General features: G+C 59.4%; 19 protein-coding genes. 1 reads left to right on the top strand and 18 read right to left on the bottom strand.

Annotation, left to right across the window (positions count from 1 at the left end; all coding sequences use genetic code 11):
- The first annotated feature begins 16 nt into the window (after positions 1-16).
- Complete coding sequence (uvrA, locus tag ACI2KK_RS26340; protein ID WP_404671247.1) at positions 17-2,851, top strand: excinuclease ABC subunit UvrA; 2,835 nt, start codon at positions 17-19, stop codon at positions 2,849-2,851.
- A 111-nt stretch (positions 2,852-2,962) separates the two neighbouring features.
- On the opposite strand, the gene bfr is transcribed toward uvrA, so the two are convergent.
- The 18 genes from bfr to ACI2KK_RS26250 form a co-directional block, all read right to left on the bottom strand.
- Complete coding sequence (gene bfr, locus ACI2KK_RS26335; RefSeq protein WP_003257116.1) at positions 2,963-3,427, bottom strand: bacterioferritin; 465 nt, start codon at positions 3,425-3,427, stop codon at positions 2,963-2,965.
- A gap of 163 nt (positions 3,428-3,590) precedes the next feature.
- A complete protein-coding gene (locus ACI2KK_RS26330) occupies positions 3,591-5,030 on the bottom strand; it encodes a catalase (RefSeq protein WP_404671246.1) in 1,440 nt (479 codons plus the stop codon).
- 173 nt (positions 5,031-5,203) lie between these two features.
- Entirely contained in the window at positions 5,204-5,590 is a 387-nt protein-coding gene (rplQ, locus tag ACI2KK_RS26325) for a 50S ribosomal protein L17 (RefSeq protein WP_003255451.1), read from the bottom strand.
- A gap of 42 nt (positions 5,591-5,632) precedes the next feature.
- On the bottom strand, positions 5,633-6,634 hold the full coding sequence (locus tag ACI2KK_RS26320; protein ID WP_003255452.1) for a DNA-directed RNA polymerase subunit alpha: 1,002 nt from the start codon (positions 6,632-6,634) through the stop codon (positions 5,633-5,635).
- Between the two features lie 22 nt (positions 6,635-6,656).
- Positions 6,657-7,277 (bottom strand): 30S ribosomal protein S4, encoded by a 621-nt coding sequence (rpsD, locus tag ACI2KK_RS26315; RefSeq protein WP_217841540.1) that lies wholly within the window; start codon positions 7,275-7,277, stop codon positions 6,657-6,659.
- Positions 7,278-7,292: 15 nt separating this feature from the next.
- Positions 7,293-7,682 carry a 30S ribosomal protein S11 gene (gene rpsK / locus ACI2KK_RS26310; protein ID WP_003255454.1) on the bottom strand — a complete coding sequence of 130 codons (390 nt, stop codon included), beginning with the start codon at positions 7,680-7,682 and terminating at the stop codon, positions 7,293-7,295.
- Positions 7,683-7,700: 18 nt separating this feature from the next.
- Positions 7,701-8,057, bottom strand: coding sequence for a 30S ribosomal protein S13 (rpsM, locus tag ACI2KK_RS26305; RefSeq protein ID WP_217841539.1), 357 nt, complete (start codon positions 8,055-8,057; stop codon positions 7,701-7,703).
- Positions 8,058-8,188: 131 nt separating this feature from the next.
- Positions 8,189-8,305 (bottom strand): 50S ribosomal protein L36, encoded by a 117-nt coding sequence (gene rpmJ / locus ACI2KK_RS26300; protein WP_011531897.1) that lies wholly within the window; start codon positions 8,303-8,305, stop codon positions 8,189-8,191.
- A gap of 30 nt (positions 8,306-8,335) precedes the next feature.
- Positions 8,336-9,667, bottom strand: coding sequence for a preprotein translocase subunit SecY (gene secY / locus ACI2KK_RS26295; protein WP_003255459.1), 1,332 nt, complete (start codon positions 9,665-9,667; stop codon positions 8,336-8,338).
- Complete coding sequence (gene rplO / locus ACI2KK_RS26290; protein ID WP_011531896.1) at positions 9,668-10,102, bottom strand: 50S ribosomal protein L15; 435 nt, start codon at positions 10,100-10,102, stop codon at positions 9,668-9,670.
- A 3-nt stretch (positions 10,103-10,105) separates the two neighbouring features.
- Positions 10,106-10,282, bottom strand: a complete 177-nt coding sequence (rpmD, locus tag ACI2KK_RS26285; RefSeq protein ID WP_011531895.1) for a 50S ribosomal protein L30 — start codon at positions 10,280-10,282, stop codon at positions 10,106-10,108.
- Positions 10,283-10,284: 2 nt separating this feature from the next.
- On the bottom strand, positions 10,285-10,785 hold the full coding sequence (rpsE, locus tag ACI2KK_RS26280) for a 30S ribosomal protein S5 (RefSeq protein ID WP_011531894.1): 501 nt from the start codon (positions 10,783-10,785) through the stop codon (positions 10,285-10,287).
- Positions 10,786-10,788: 3 nt separating this feature from the next.
- Positions 10,789-11,139, bottom strand: a complete 351-nt coding sequence (gene rplR / locus ACI2KK_RS26275; protein WP_029614571.1) for a 50S ribosomal protein L18 — start codon at positions 11,137-11,139, stop codon at positions 10,789-10,791.
- A 10-nt stretch (positions 11,140-11,149) separates the two neighbouring features.
- Positions 11,150-11,683, bottom strand: a complete 534-nt coding sequence (gene rplF / locus ACI2KK_RS26270) for a 50S ribosomal protein L6 (RefSeq protein ID WP_186519380.1) — start codon at positions 11,681-11,683, stop codon at positions 11,150-11,152.
- A gap of 12 nt (positions 11,684-11,695) precedes the next feature.
- Entirely contained in the window at positions 11,696-12,088 is a 393-nt protein-coding gene (gene rpsH, locus ACI2KK_RS26265) for a 30S ribosomal protein S8 (protein WP_217841537.1), read from the bottom strand.
- Between the two features lie 209 nt (positions 12,089-12,297).
- Positions 12,298-12,603 (bottom strand): 30S ribosomal protein S14, encoded by a 306-nt coding sequence (rpsN, locus tag ACI2KK_RS26260; protein ID WP_011531890.1) that lies wholly within the window; start codon positions 12,601-12,603, stop codon positions 12,298-12,300.
- A gap of 13 nt (positions 12,604-12,616) precedes the next feature.
- The gene (rplE, locus tag ACI2KK_RS26255) at positions 12,617-13,156 is read right to left on the bottom strand and encodes a 50S ribosomal protein L5 (protein WP_012316517.1); all 540 of its coding nucleotides are present in this window, start codon (positions 13,154-13,156) and stop codon (positions 12,617-12,619) included.
- Positions 13,144-13,236, bottom strand: a 93-nt coding sequence (locus ACI2KK_RS26250; protein WP_404671259.1) for a hypothetical protein, incomplete at its 5' end; no start/stop codon positions are given. The genes rplE and ACI2KK_RS26250, both read right to left, overlap by 13 nt.

The raw sequence follows: 13,236 nt of genomic DNA, 5'->3' as shown, positions 1-13,236 counted from the left end.
GCCAAGCGAGGCCGCAGTGGACAAGATCCTGATTCGTGGGGCGCGTACCCACAACCTGAAGAACATCGACCTGACCCTGCCCCGGGACAAGCTGATCGTGATCACCGGCCTGTCCGGTTCCGGCAAGTCGTCGCTGGCGTTCGACACGCTGTACGCCGAGGGCCAGCGCCGCTACGTCGAGTCGCTGTCAGCCTACGCCCGGCAGTTCCTGTCGATGATGGAAAAGCCCGACGTCGACACCATCGAAGGCCTGTCGCCGGCGATCTCCATCGAGCAGAAGTCGACCTCGCACAACCCGCGCTCGACCGTGGGCACCATCACCGAGATCTACGACTACCTGCGCCTGCTGTACGCCCGGGTCGGCACCCCGCGCTGCCCGGACCACGACATCCCGCTGGAGGCACAGACCGTCAGCCAGATGGTCGACCTGGTGCTGGAAAAGCCCGAGGGCAGCAAGCTGATGTTGCTGGCCCCGGTGATCCGCGAGCGCAAGGGCGAGCACCTGGCGCTGTTCGACGAGCTGCGTGCCCAGGGCTTCGTGCGGGCACGGGTCAACGGCAAGCTCTACGAGATGGACGAGCTGCCCAAGCTGGACAAGCAGAAAAAGCACAGCATCGAAGTGGTGGTCGACCGCTTCAAGGTGCGCGCCGACCTGCAGCAGCGCCTGGCCGAGTCGTTCGAGACCGCGCTCAAATTGGCCGACGGCATCGCCCTGGTGGCACCGATGGATGATGAAGAAGGCGAGGAGATGATCTTCTCGGCGCGCTTCGCCTGCCCGATTTGCGGCCACGCCATCAGCGAGCTGGAGCCCAAGCTGTTCTCCTTCAACAACCCGGCCGGCGCCTGCCCGACCTGCGATGGCCTGGGGGTGAAACAGTTCTTCGACACCAAGCGCCTGGTCAACGGCGAGCTGACCCTGGCCGAGGGGGCGATACGCGGCTGGGACCGGCGCAACGTGTATTACTTCCAGATGCTCGGTTCGCTGGCGGCGCACTATGGCTTCAGCCTGGAGGAGCCGTTCGGCGAGCTGCCTGCCGAGCACCAGAAGGTGATCCTGCACGGCAGCGGCAAGCAGAGCGTCGACTTCAAGTACCTCAACGACCGTGGCGATATCGTCAAGCGTTCGCACCCGTTCGAGGGCATCGTGCCGAACCTGGAGCGCCGCTACCGCGAGACCGAATCGGCCACGGTGCGTGAAGAGCTGGCCAAGTTCCTTGGCACCCAGCCCTGCCCCGACTGCCGCGGCACCCGCTTGCGCCGTGAGGCGCGGCATGTGTGGGTGGGCGAGAAAACCCTGCCGGCGGTAACCAACCTGCCGATCGGCGAGGCCAGCGACTACTTCGGCGAGCTGACCCTGACCGGCCGGCGCGGCGAGATCGCGGCGAAGATCCTCAAGGAAATCTGCGAGCGTCTGCAATTTTTGGTCAACGTCGGCCTGGACTACCTGACCCTGGACCGCAGCGCCGAAACCCTTTCCGGTGGCGAGGCCCAGCGCATCCGCCTGGCCAGCCAGATCGGCGCCGGCCTGGTGGGGGTGATGTACATCCTCGATGAGCCGTCCATCGGTCTTCATCAACGGGACAACGACCGCCTGCTGGCGACCCTCAACCACCTGCGCGACCTGGGCAACACGGTGATCGTGGTGGAGCATGACGAGGACGCCATCCGCCTGGCCGACTACGTCGTGGATATCGGCCCGGGCGCCGGTGTGCACGGCGGGCAGATCGTCGCCGAGGGCACCCCCGACGAAGTGATGGCCCACCCCGATTCGCTGACCGGCAAATACCTGTCGGGGCGTAAAAAGATCGTCGTGCCGGCCAAGCGCACCCCGCGCGATAAAAAGCTTTCGCTCAAGCTCAAGGGTGCCCGCGGCAACAACCTGCAGAACGTCGACCTGGAAGTGCCGATCGGCCTGCTGACCTGCGTGACCGGTGTGTCCGGTTCGGGCAAGTCGACGCTGATCAACAACACCCTGTTCCCGCTGGCGGCCACCGCGCTGAATGGCGCAAGCAGCCTGGAGCCGGCGCCGCACAGCAGCATCGATGGGCTGCAGCACCTGGACAAGGTGGTGGATATCGACCAGAGCCCGATCGGTCGCACTCCGCGTTCGAACCCGGCTACCTACACCGGTATTTTCACGCCGATCCGCGAGCTGTTCGCTGGCGTGCCGGAGTCGCGCTCGCGTGGCTACGGCCCGGGGCGGTTCTCGTTCAACGTCAAGGGCGGGCGCTGCGAGGCGTGCCAGGGCGACGGCCTGATCAAGGTGGAAATGCACTTCCTGCCGGACATCTATGTGCCGTGCGACGTGTGCAAGAGCAAGCGCTACAACCGCGAAACCCTGGAGATCAAGTACAAGGGCAAGAACATCCACGAGGTGCTGGAAATGACCATCGAGGATGCCCGCGAGTTCTTCGACGCGGTGCCGGCCCTGGCGCGCAAGCTGCAGACGCTGATGGATGTGGGGCTGTCGTACATCAAGCTGGGGCAGTCGGCGACCACGCTGTCCGGTGGCGAGGCGCAGCGGGTGAAGCTGTCGCGCGAGCTGTCCAAGCGTGATACCGGCAAGACCTTGTACATCCTCGACGAGCCGACCACCGGCCTGCACTTTGCCGATATCCAGCAGTTGCTGGACGTGCTGCACCGCCTGCGCGATCACGGCAACACCGTGGTGGTGATCGAGCACAACCTGGATGTGATCAAGACCGCTGACTGGCTGGTGGACCTGGGGCCGGAGGGTGGCTCCAAGGGTGGGCAGATCATTGCCTGCGGCACGCCCGAGGAGCTGGCCAAGAAGAAGCAGTCGTATACCGGGCATTACCTGAAACCGCTGCTGGAGCGGGACCGGGCCTGATGTGAAAAAGCCCCTGGCATCGAGAGATGCCAGGGGCTTTTTTGTGCGCCTTTGATGGCCTCATCGCCGGCAAGCCGGCTCCTACAGGAGCCGATTTTCCGGCGATGGCGGTTACATCTGCGACTGCAGGTAGTTTTCCAGGCCGATGGCCTTGATCAGGCCCTGCTGCTTTTCCAGCCAGTAGGTGTGATCTTCTTCGGTGTCGGCCAACTGCGCACGCAGGATGTCGCGGCTGATGTAGTCCTTGTGCAGCTCGCACAGCTCGATACCCTTGCACAGCGCGCCGCGCACCTTGTACTCGAGCTTGAGGTCGGCTTCGATCATTTCGGGTACGGTGCTGCCCACTTCGAGGTCGTCGGCACGCATGTCAGGGGTGCCTTCGAGCATCAGGATGCGGCGCATCAGGGCGTCAGCGTGCTGAGTCTCTTCTTCCATCTCGTGGTTGATACGTTCATAGAGCTTGGACAGGCCCCAGTCTTCGTACATGCGCGAGTGGATGAAGTACTGATCGCGTGCTGCCAGTTCGCCCTTCAGCAACGTGACGAGGTAGTTGATTACGTCCGGGTGACCTTGCATTGCCCTGCTTCTCCCTGTGAATGCTTGAATGGTTCATAGTTTGAACCAGCTTTTGCTCGCGGTCACGGAAAAATGCGCAATTAGTGGCAAAAGATCGGCCAAACAGTAGTGATTTTCATTGAAAAACCGCCCAAACGAGGGCGGTTCTTGTTATCACTTCGACTTAGGCGAAATCGATGCCCAATGCCTTGGCGATGCCTTCGCCGTAGGCCGGGTCGGCCTTGAAGAAGTGCTGCAGCTGGCGTTGCACCACGTCCTCGCTGACTCCGGCCAGGGTGCCAGCGATGTTGCCGATCAACAGCGCTTTCTGTTCGTCGTTCATCAAGCGGAACAAGGCACCTGCTTGGCTGTAGTAGTCGCTGTCCTCGCGGTGGTCGAAGCGGTCGGCTGCGCCGCTCAGGGCCAGTGCAGGCTCGGCGTGGCGCGGCGACTGCTTGGGCGCATCGCTGTAGCTGTTCGGCTCGTAGTTCGGTGCGCTGCCATAGCTGCCGCTGGCCATCGAACCGTCACGCTGGTAGCTGTGCACCGGGCTGCGCGGCGCGTTCACCGGCAGGTGCTGGTGGTTGGTGCCGACACGGTAGCGGTGGGCATCGGCGTAGGCGAATACCCGGCCTTGCAGCATGCGGTCTGGCGACAAACCGACACCCGGCACCATGTTGCTCGGGCCAAAGGTGGCCTGCTCGACTTCGGCAAAGTAGTTGAGCGGGTTGCGGTTGAGCTCCAGCACGCCCACTTCGATCAGTGGGTAGTCCTTCTGCGACCAGGTCTTGGTCACATCGAAGGGGTTCTCCTGGCGGTTGGCGGCTTCGCTTTCGCTCATCACCTGGATGCACACGGTCCAGCGCGGGTACTCACCACGCTCGATGGCCTCGAACAGGTCACGCTGGGCGTAGTCCGGGTCGCTGCCGGCCAGGCGCGCGGCCTCGGCCGGGGCCAGGTTCTTGATGCCTTGCTGGGTCTTGAAGTGCCATTTGACCCAGGTGCGCTCACCTTCAGCGTTGATCAGGCTGTAGGTGTGGCTGCCGAAACCGTGCATGTGGCGGTAGCCGTCCGGGATGCCGCGGTCGGAGAACAGGATGGTGACCTGGTGCAGCGCCTCGGGCGAGTGGGACCAGAAGTCCCACATCATCTGGGCGTTCTTCAGGTTGGTCTGCGGGTGGCGCTTCTGGGTGTGGATGAAATCGGGGAATTTCAGCGGGTCACGGATGAAGAACACCGGAGTGTTGTTGCCGACGATGTCCCAGTTGCCTTCCTCGGTGTAGAACTTCACTGCAAAGCCGCGCGGGTCGCGCTCGGTGTCTGCCGAACCACGCTCACCGCCAACGGTGGAGAAGCGCAGGAAGGTCTCGGTCTGCTTGCCAATGCTGTCGAACAGCCTGGCGCTGGTGAATTCGGTAATGTCGCGGGTGACGGTGAAGGTACCGTAGGCGCCCGAGCCCTTGGCGTGCACGCGGCGCTCCGGGATGTTCTCGCGGTTGAAGTGGGCGAGCTTCTCGATCAGGTGAAAGTCATCGAGCAACAACGGGCCACGGGGGCCGGCGGAACGGGAGTTCTGGTTGTCGGCTACGGGTGCACCGCTGGCGGTGGTCAGAATCTTGCTCATTGGGCTCTCCTTATCGGTCTCTAATGGCCGGCTAAACGGCATGCAGAGAAGTATCGGCGAGCGCTGTTACAAGATCTAATTCATTGATTTTGTAGTCATGATAGAAATTTACAATTCATACAGGCACAAAAAACCGGGCACTAGGCCCGGTTCCTTGTAGCAGACAGAACGTCTTACTCGGCAGCTTCTACAGCACCACCGACTGGACGATCAACCAGCTCGACGTACGCCATAGGCGCGTTGTCGCCAGCGCGGAAACCGCACTTCAGGATGCGCAGGTAGCCGCCCTGACGGGTGGCGTAGCGCTTGCCCAGATCGTTGAACAGTTTGCCAACAGCGGACTTCGAACGGGTACGGTCGAAGGCCAGACGGCGATTGGCAACGCTGTCTTCCTTGGCCAGGGTGATCAGCGGCTCGGCAACGCGGCGCAGTTCCTTGGCTTTCGGCAGGGTGGTTTTGATCAGCTCGTGCTCGATCAGCGACACAGCCATGTTCTGGAACATAGCTTTGCGGTGAGAGCTGGTACGGCTCAGGTGACGTCCACTTTTACGATGACGCATGATTCATTCCTTACCAAACAATTCGTTCGGTGATTACGACGATCAGGCAGTCGCCTTGTCGTCTTTCTTAAGGCTTGCAGGCGGCCAGTTGTCGAGGCGCATGCCCAGGGACAGACCACGAGAGGCCAGGACGTCCTTGATTTCAGTCAGGGACTTCTTGCCCAGGTTAGGAGTTTTCAACAGCTCTACTTCGGTACGCTGAATCAGGTCGCCGATGTAGTAGATGTTCTCCGCCTTGAGGCAGTTGGCCGAACGTACGGTCAGTTCCAGGTCGTCAACCGGGCGCAGCAGGATCGGATCGATCTCGTCTTCCTGCTCGACCACAACCGGCTCGCTGTCACCTTTGAGGTCGACGAACGCGGCCAGCTGCTGTTGCAGGATGGTCGCAGCGCGGCGGATAGCCTCTTCAGGGTCCAGGGTGCCGTTGGTTTCCAGATCGATAACCAGCTTGTCCAGGTTGGTACGCTGTTCAACACGGGCGTTTTCGACCACGTAGGCGATACGACGCACCGGGCTGAACGAGGCGTCCAGCTGGAGACGGCCAATGCTGCGGCTTTCATCTTCGTCGGTCTGACGGGAGTCGGCCGGCTCGTAACCACGACCACGAGCTACGGTGAGCTTCATGTTCAGGGCGCCGTTGGACGCCAGGTTCGCGATTACGTGATCGGGGTTGACGATCTCGACATCGTGATCCAGCTGAATATCGGCAGCGGTAACCACCCCCGAACCCTTTTTCGACAAGGTCAGCGTAACTTCGTCACGACCGTGCAGTTTGATAGCCAGGCCTTTCAGGTTCAACAGGATTTCAATGACGTCTTCCTGTACACCTTCGATCGCGGAGTACTCATGGAGTACGCCATCGATCTCGGCCTCGACTACTGCACAGCCAGGCATGGAGGACAACAGGATGCGGCGCAGCGCGTTGCCCAGGGTATGGCCGAAACCACGCTCGAGAGGCTCGAGTGTGATCTTGGCGCGGGTTGGACTGACAACCTGCACATCGATGTGGCGGGGTGTCAGAAACTCATTTACCGAAATCTGCATGGATGCACCTATTTTCTAGCCCTTACTTGGAGTAGAGCTCGACAATCAGGTTTTCGTTGATGTCGGCGGACAGGTCGCTGCGAGCAGGAACGTTCTTGAAAACGCCCGACTTTTTAGCAGCATCCACGTCTACCCACTCAACGCGGCCACGCTGGGCGCACAGTTCAAGGGCTTGAACAATGCGCAGCTGGTTCGACGATTTCTCGCGAACGGCGACCACGTCACCCGGACGAACTTGGTAGGATGGAATGTTTACAGTCTTGCCGTTAACGCTGATCGCTTTGTGCGAAACCAGCTGACGGGACTCGGAACGGGTCGAACCGAAGCCCATACGGTAAACGACGTTGTCCAGACGGCTCTCGAGCATCTGCAGCAGGTTCTCACCGGTGGCGCCTTTCTTCGAGGCAGCCGCTTGGTAGTAACCGCGGAATTGACGCTCCAGTACACCGTAGATACGACGGACTTTTTGTTTCTCGCGCAGCTGGGTACCGTAGTCGGACTGACGGCCACGGCGCTGGCCGTGGATACCTGGGGCTGCTTCGATGTTGCACTTCGATTCCAGAGCGCGAACGCCGCTCTTCAGGAACAGGTCAGTGCCTTCACGGCGAGACAGTTTGCATTTTGGACCAATGTAACGTGCCATTTATCTGTCTCCTGATTACACGCGACGCTTCTTCGGCGGACGGCACCCGTTATGCGGGATTGGCGTCACGTCGGTGATGCTGGCGATCTTGTAGCCGCAGCTGTTCAGTGCACGAACGGCGGACTCACGACCTGGACCTGGACCCTTGACGTTAACGTCGAGGTTTTTCAGACCGTATTCCAGCGCAGCTTGACCAGCACGCTCAGCAGCGATCTGGGCTGCGAACGGGGTGGATTTGCGCGAACCACGGAAACCCGAACCACCGGAAGTAGCCCAGGACAGTGCGTTGCCCTGACGGTCGGTGATGGTCACGATGGTGTTGTTAAAAGAAGCGTGGATGTGGGCGATGCCATCAACCACTGTCTTTTTGACTTTTTTACGAGGACGAGCAGCAGGTTTTGCCATGTCTATATTCCTGGGCGATTACTTGCGGATCGGCTTACGCGGGCCCTTACGGGTGCGTGCGTTGGTCTTGGTGCGCTGACCGCGAACCGGCAGACCTTTACGATGACGCAGGCCGCGGTAGCAACCCAGGTCCATCAAGCGCTTGATCTTCATGTTGATTTCGCGACGCAGGTCACCTTCGGTGGTGAACTTCGCGACTTCGCCACGCAGGGTTTCGATTTGCTCGTCGCTCAGATCCTTGATCTTTGCGGCTGGGTTTACACCAGCGTCTGCACAGATTTTCTGCGCAGTAGTGCGACCGACACCATAGATGTAGGTCAGCGAGATAACAGTATGCTTGTTATCTGGAATGTTGACGCCTGCAATACGGGCCATTCAGTGGGACTCCAATTGACAGCTACCTACGCCCCGGAAGCCAAGAAATAGGGCGCGAGATAATATCGCTGTAGAAACGAATAATCAACCCAGCAGCACACTAGCTGCTGGGTTTGAAGCGCGGATCACACTCAGCCTTGGCGCTGCTTGTGACGCGGTTCCGCGCTGCAGATCACGCGAACGATACCTTCGCGACGAATGATCTTGCAGTTGCGGCACAGCTTTTTCACCGATGCACGAACTTTCATTACCGACTCCTCGAACCTTAAGGGGCTAGATCAGCGCAGCAGACCGCTGCCGCCGTAGCCTTTCAGGTTGGCTTTCTTCATCAGGGATTCGTACTGGTGCGAAACGAGGTGCGATTGTACTTGGGACATGAAGTCCATCACAACCACTACCACAATCAGCAACGAGGTCCCGCCAAGGTAGAACGGCACGTTTGCAGCCACCACCAGGAACTGGGGCAGCAGGCACACGGCCATCATGTATAGAGCACCGAACATGGTCAAACGGGTCAGGACGCCATCAATGTAGCGTGCCGACTGCTCACCAGGACGGATACCCGGAATAAAGGCACCGGACTTCTTCAGGTTTTCCGCTACGTCTTTCGGGTTGAACATCAACGCTGTGTAGAAGAAGCAGAAGAAGATGATCCCTGCACTAAACAGCAGAATGTTCAACGGCTGACCAGGAGCGATCGACTGCGAGATGTCCTGCAGCCAGCCCATACCTTCGGACTGACCGAACCAGGCACCCAGCGAAGCCGGGAACAGCAAGATGCTGCTCGCGAAAATGGCCGGGATTACGCCCGCCATGTTCACTTTCAGCGGCAAGTGGCTGGTCTGCGCAGCGAAGACCTTGCGGCCCTGCTGACGCTTGGCGTAGTGAACGGCGATACGACGCTGACCACGCTCAATGAACACCACGAAACCGATAATCGCTACTGCCAGCAAACCGATTGCGACCAGGGCGAAAATATTGATATCGCCTGTGCGTGCAGACTCGAAAGACTGCCCGATTGCTCTCGGAAGACCGGCAACGATACCTGCGAAGATCAACATCGAGATACCGTTGCCCACACCGCGCTCGGTGATCTGCTCGCCCAGCCACATCATGAACATCGCGCCTGCCACGAAGGTGGAGACGGCGACGACATGGAAGCCGAGGCCTGCAGAAAACGCCACGCCCTGGTTGGCCAGGCCAATGGACATGCCAATGGCTTGGACCAGCGCCAGGATTACGGTGCCGTAGCGGGTGTACTGGCTGATCTTGCGACGGCCAGCTTCACCTTCCTTCTTCAACTGCTCCAGCTGTGGGCTGACAGCGGTCATGAGCTGCATGATGATCGATGCCGAGATGTACGGCATGATCCCCAGTGCAAAGATGCTCATGCGCTCCAGCGCACCACCGGAAAACATGTTGAACAAGCTAAGAATGGTCCCCTCATTCTGCCGGAACAGATCCGCGAGACGGTCCGGGTTAATGCCTGGTACCGGGATGTGCGCGCCAATCCGATAGACGATGATCGCCATGAACAGAAAGCGCAGACGAGCCCAGAGTTCCGACATCCCGCCCTTACCGAGCGAAGAGAGAGCACCTTGCTTAGCCATTTATTCCTCGAACTTGCCGCCAGCTGCTTCGATAGCCGCACGTGCACCTTTGGTGACGGCGATACCCTTGAGGGTGACTGCGCGAGTGACTTCGCCCGACAGCATGATTTTCACGCGCTGTACGTGCTGGCCGATCACGTTGGCGTCCTTGAGGGACTGAACGGTGATCAGATCGCCTTCCACCTTGGCCAGCTCGGACAGACGCACTTCAGCGCGATCCATGGCTTTCAGGGAAACGAAGCCGAACTTCGGCAGGCGACGGTGCAGCGGCTGTTGACCGCCTTCGAAGCCTGGAGCGATGGAGCCACCGGAACGGGAGGTCTGACCTTTGTGGCCGCGGCCACCGGTCTTACCCAGACCGCTACCGATACCACGGCCCGGACGGTGCTTCTCGCGACGGGAACCCGGCGCTGGACTCAGATCATTGAGTTTCATTGATTAACCCTCGACCTTCAGCATGTAGTAAGCCTTGTTGATCATCCCGCGGTTCTCGGGAGTATCCTGGACTTCTACAGTGTGACCGATGCGACGCAGACCCAGACCCTTCACGCACAGTTTGTGGTTAGGGATACGGCCCGAGACGCTCTTGATCAGCGTTACTTTTACAGTTGCCATGATCAGAAGATCTCCTCAACAGTCTTGCCGCGCTTGGCAGCAATGGACTCAGGGGATTGCATGGCTTTCAGACCCTTGAAGGTGGCGTGAACCACGTTCACCGGGTTGGTCGAACCGTAGCACTTGGCCAGGACGTTCTGAACACCAGCAACTTCCAGGACGGCACGCATTGCGCCGCCGGCGATGATACCGGTACCTTCCGAGGCAGGCTGCATGTAAACCTTCGAGGCGCCGTGGGCGGCCTTGGTGGCGTACTGCAGGGTGGTGCCTTTCAGGTCAACCTGAATCATGTTGCGACGAGCAGCTTCCATGGCTTTCTGGATCGCGGCTGGTACTTCGCGCGATTTGCCACGGCCGAAGCCGACACGACCCTTGCCATCACCGACCACGGTCAGTGCGGTGAAGGTGAAGATACGGCCGCCTTTTACGGTTTTAGCTACGCGGTTAACTTGAACCAGCTTCTCGATGTAGCCTTCGTCGCGCTTTTGATCGTTATTTGCCATAACTTAGAACTCCAGCCCGCCTTCACGAGCAGCATCAGCCAGCGCCTTGACGCGGCCGTGGTACTTGAAGCCGGAACGGTCAAAGGCAACTTGAGATACACCGGCGGCTTTCGCGCGCTCAGCTACCAGCTTGCCAACCTTAGTGGCCGCGTCGATGTTGCCGGTGGCGCCATCACGCAGGTCTTTGTCCAAGGTCGAGGCGCTTGCCAGAACCTTGCTGCCGTCGGCCGAAATGACCTGGGCGTAGATGTGCTGCGAGGAGCGGAACACGCACAGACGCACGGCTTCGAGCTCGTGCATTTTCAGGCGTGCTTTGCGAGCGCGACGCAGTCGAGTAACTTTTTTGTCGGTCATTTGCTAGGCCCTACTTCTTCTTGGCTTCTTTACGACGGACTACTTCATCCGCGTAACGCACACCCTTGCCCTTGTAAGGCTCTGGCGGACGGAAACCGCGGACTTCAGCGGCCACCTGACCCACCAGCTGCTTGTCGATACCCTTGATCAGGATGTCGGTCTGGCTTGGGGTTTCAGCGGTGATACCGGCTGGAAGTTCGTAATCCACTGGGTGCGAGAAGCCCAGAGCCAGGTTCAGGATGGTGCCCTTAGCCTGAGCCTTGTAACCAACACCGACCAGCTGGAGCTTGCGCTCGAAGCCTTGGCTTACGCCTTGGACCATGTTGTTCACCAGGGCGCGGGTGGTACCGGCCATGGCGCGAGCTTGCTGGTCACCGTTGCGAGCAACGAAACGCAGCTCACCAGACTCTTCGGTAACTTCAACAGACGAGTGAACGTTCAGTTCGAGAGTGCCCTTGGCACCCTTCACCGAAAGCTGCTGGCCGGCGAATTTGACTTCGACGCCTGCTGGCAGCTTAACGGGGTTCTTAGCGACGCGAGACATGCCTATCTCCCCTTAGAACACTGTGCACAGAACTTCGCCGCCGACACCGGCAGCGCGCGCAGCGCGGTCAGTCATCACACCTTTGTTGGTGGAGACAATAGACACGCCCAGGCCGCCACGTACTTTTGGCAGCTCGGTCACGGCCTTGTACTGGCGCAGGCCAGGACGGCTCGAACGCTTCAGCTCTTCGATGACCGGACGGCCTTCGAAGTACTTCAGCTCGATCGACAGGGAAGGCTTGGCTTCACCGGTCACTTCGTAGCTGGCGATGTAACCTTCGTCTTTCAGTACTTTGGCAACCGCGACCTTCAGGGTGGAAGAAGGCATGCTTACGACATGCTTTTCAGCCATCTGGGCATTACGGATGCGAGTTAGCATGTCCGCTAACGGGTCCTGCATACTCATGGGCTAGATGCTCCTGATACAAGAATTATTAGCCTTGCGGCTATCACAACCACCTGGGCAGGCAGGGTAAAAAACCCGGGCTCAGGTGAGCCGGTCATTCTAGACACAAGGCAGAAACGAAACAAGCCCCATATAGGGGCTTGTTTCTTTGCGAGGTCACCGGCGGTCGGAAGATTGCTCCCCCGCCGCCGGCGGTCACGCCAGCTGTGTTACCAGCTAGCCTTGACCAGACCTGGCACGTCACCGCGCATTGCAGCTTCGCGCAGCTTGTTACGGCCCAGGCCGAACTTACGGTATACACCGTGAGGACGACCGGTCAGGCGGCAACGGTTGCGCAGGCGCGAGGCGCTGGCGTCACGTGGTTGCTTCTGCAGGGCGACAACGGCAGCGAAACGCTCTTCAGGAGAGGCGTTCAGGTTGACGATGGTCGCTTTCAGCTCAGCACGCTTTTTGGCGAACTTGGCTACCGTGAGCTGACGCTTCAGCTCGCGGTTTTTCATGCTCTTCTTGGCCATTTTCCTACTCCAATCAGTTGCGGAACGGGAACTTGAAAGCACGCAGCAGAGCGCGGCCTTCGTCGTCCGAACGAGCAGTGGTGGTCAGGGTGATGTCCAAACCGCGCAGAGCATCGATCTTGTCGTAGTCGATTTCCGGGAAGATGATCTGCTCTTTCACGCCCATGCTGTAGTTGCCACGACCGTCGAAGGACTTGGCATTCAGGCCGCGGAAGTCGCGAACCCGTGGCAGGGAGATCGCCAGCAGGCGGTCCAGGAACTCGTACATTTTTTCGCGACGCAGGGTCACCTTGACACCGATCGGCCAGCCTTCGCGGACTTTGAAGCCTGCGATGGACTTGCGAGCGAAAGTCACGACCGGCTTTTGACCGGTGATCTTTTCCAGGTCGGCAACAGCGTGCTCGATGACTTTCTTGTCGCCGATCGCTTCGCCCAGACCCATGTTCAGGGTGATCTTGGTAACGCGCGGAACTTCCATCACGTTCGACAGCTTAAGTTCTTCCTTAAGCTTAGGAGCGATTTCGTTCCGGTAAATCTCTTTCAGTCGTGCCATGGTCTTCTACATATCTGTTTTGATTCTTGTAGGGATTTTTTGTTGGTCTTGTTGTATATATTTTTTTTAGCGTTTTCTTT

The sequence above is a fragment of the Pseudomonas sp. NPDC089406 genome, assembly GCF_044900265.1.
Taxonomy (GTDB): domain Bacteria; phylum Pseudomonadota; class Gammaproteobacteria; order Pseudomonadales; family Pseudomonadaceae; genus Aquipseudomonas; species Aquipseudomonas fakonensis.
This window is presented reverse-complemented; position numbering and strand designations above follow the sequence as displayed.

Bases quoted from the DNA above. Each gene is read 5' to 3' on its own strand.
- bfr (WP_003257116.1), bottom strand. From the start codon at position 3,427: ATGCAAGGTCACCCGGACGTAATCAACTACCTCGTCACGTTGCTGAAG.
- ACI2KK_RS26330 (WP_404671246.1), bottom strand. From the start codon at position 5,030: ATGAGCAAGATTCTGACCACCGCCAGCGGTGCACCCGTAGCCGACAAC.
- rplQ (WP_003255451.1), bottom strand. From the start codon at position 5,590: ATGCGTCATCGTAAAAGTGGACGTCACCTGAGCCGTACCAGCTCTCAC.
- ACI2KK_RS26320 (WP_003255452.1), bottom strand. From the start codon at position 6,634: ATGCAGATTTCGGTAAATGAGTTTCTGACACCCCGCCACATCGATGTG.
- rpsD (WP_217841540.1), bottom strand. From the start codon at position 7,277: ATGGCACGTTACATTGGTCCAAAATGCAAACTGTCTCGCCGTGAAGGC.
- rpsK (WP_003255454.1), bottom strand. From the start codon at position 7,682: ATGGCAAAACCTGCTGCTCGTCCTCGTAAAAAAGTCAAAAAGACAGTG.
- rpsM (WP_217841539.1), bottom strand. From the start codon at position 8,057: ATGGCCCGTATTGCAGGCGTCAACATTCCAGATAACAAGCATACTGTT.
- rpmJ (WP_011531897.1), bottom strand. From the start codon at position 8,305: ATGAAAGTTCGTGCATCGGTGAAAAAGCTGTGCCGCAACTGCAAGATC.
- secY (WP_003255459.1), bottom strand. From the start codon at position 9,667: ATGGCTAAGCAAGGTGCTCTCTCTTCGCTCGGTAAGGGCGGGATGTCG.
- rplO (WP_011531896.1), bottom strand. From the start codon at position 10,102: ATGAAACTCAATGATCTGAGTCCAGCGCCGGGTTCCCGTCGCGAGAAG.
- rpmD (WP_011531895.1), bottom strand. From the start codon at position 10,282: ATGGCAACTGTAAAAGTAACGCTGATCAAGAGCGTCTCGGGCCGTATC.
- rpsE (WP_011531894.1), bottom strand. From the start codon at position 10,785: ATGGCAAATAACGATCAAAAGCGCGACGAAGGCTACATCGAGAAGCTG.
- rplR (WP_029614571.1), bottom strand. From the start codon at position 11,139: ATGACCGACAAAAAAGTTACTCGACTGCGTCGCGCTCGCAAAGCACGC.
- rplF (WP_186519380.1), bottom strand. From the start codon at position 11,683: ATGTCTCGCGTCGCTAAGAACCCCGTTAAGCTGCCAGCAGGCGTCGAA.
- rpsH (WP_217841537.1), bottom strand. From the start codon at position 12,088: ATGAGTATGCAGGACCCGTTAGCGGACATGCTAACTCGCATCCGTAAT.
- rpsN (WP_011531890.1), bottom strand. From the start codon at position 12,603: ATGGCCAAGAAGAGCATGAAAAACCGCGAGCTGAAGCGTCAGCTCACG.
- rplE (WP_012316517.1), bottom strand. From the start codon at position 13,156: ATGGCACGACTGAAAGAGATTTACCGGAACGAAATCGCTCCTAAGCTT.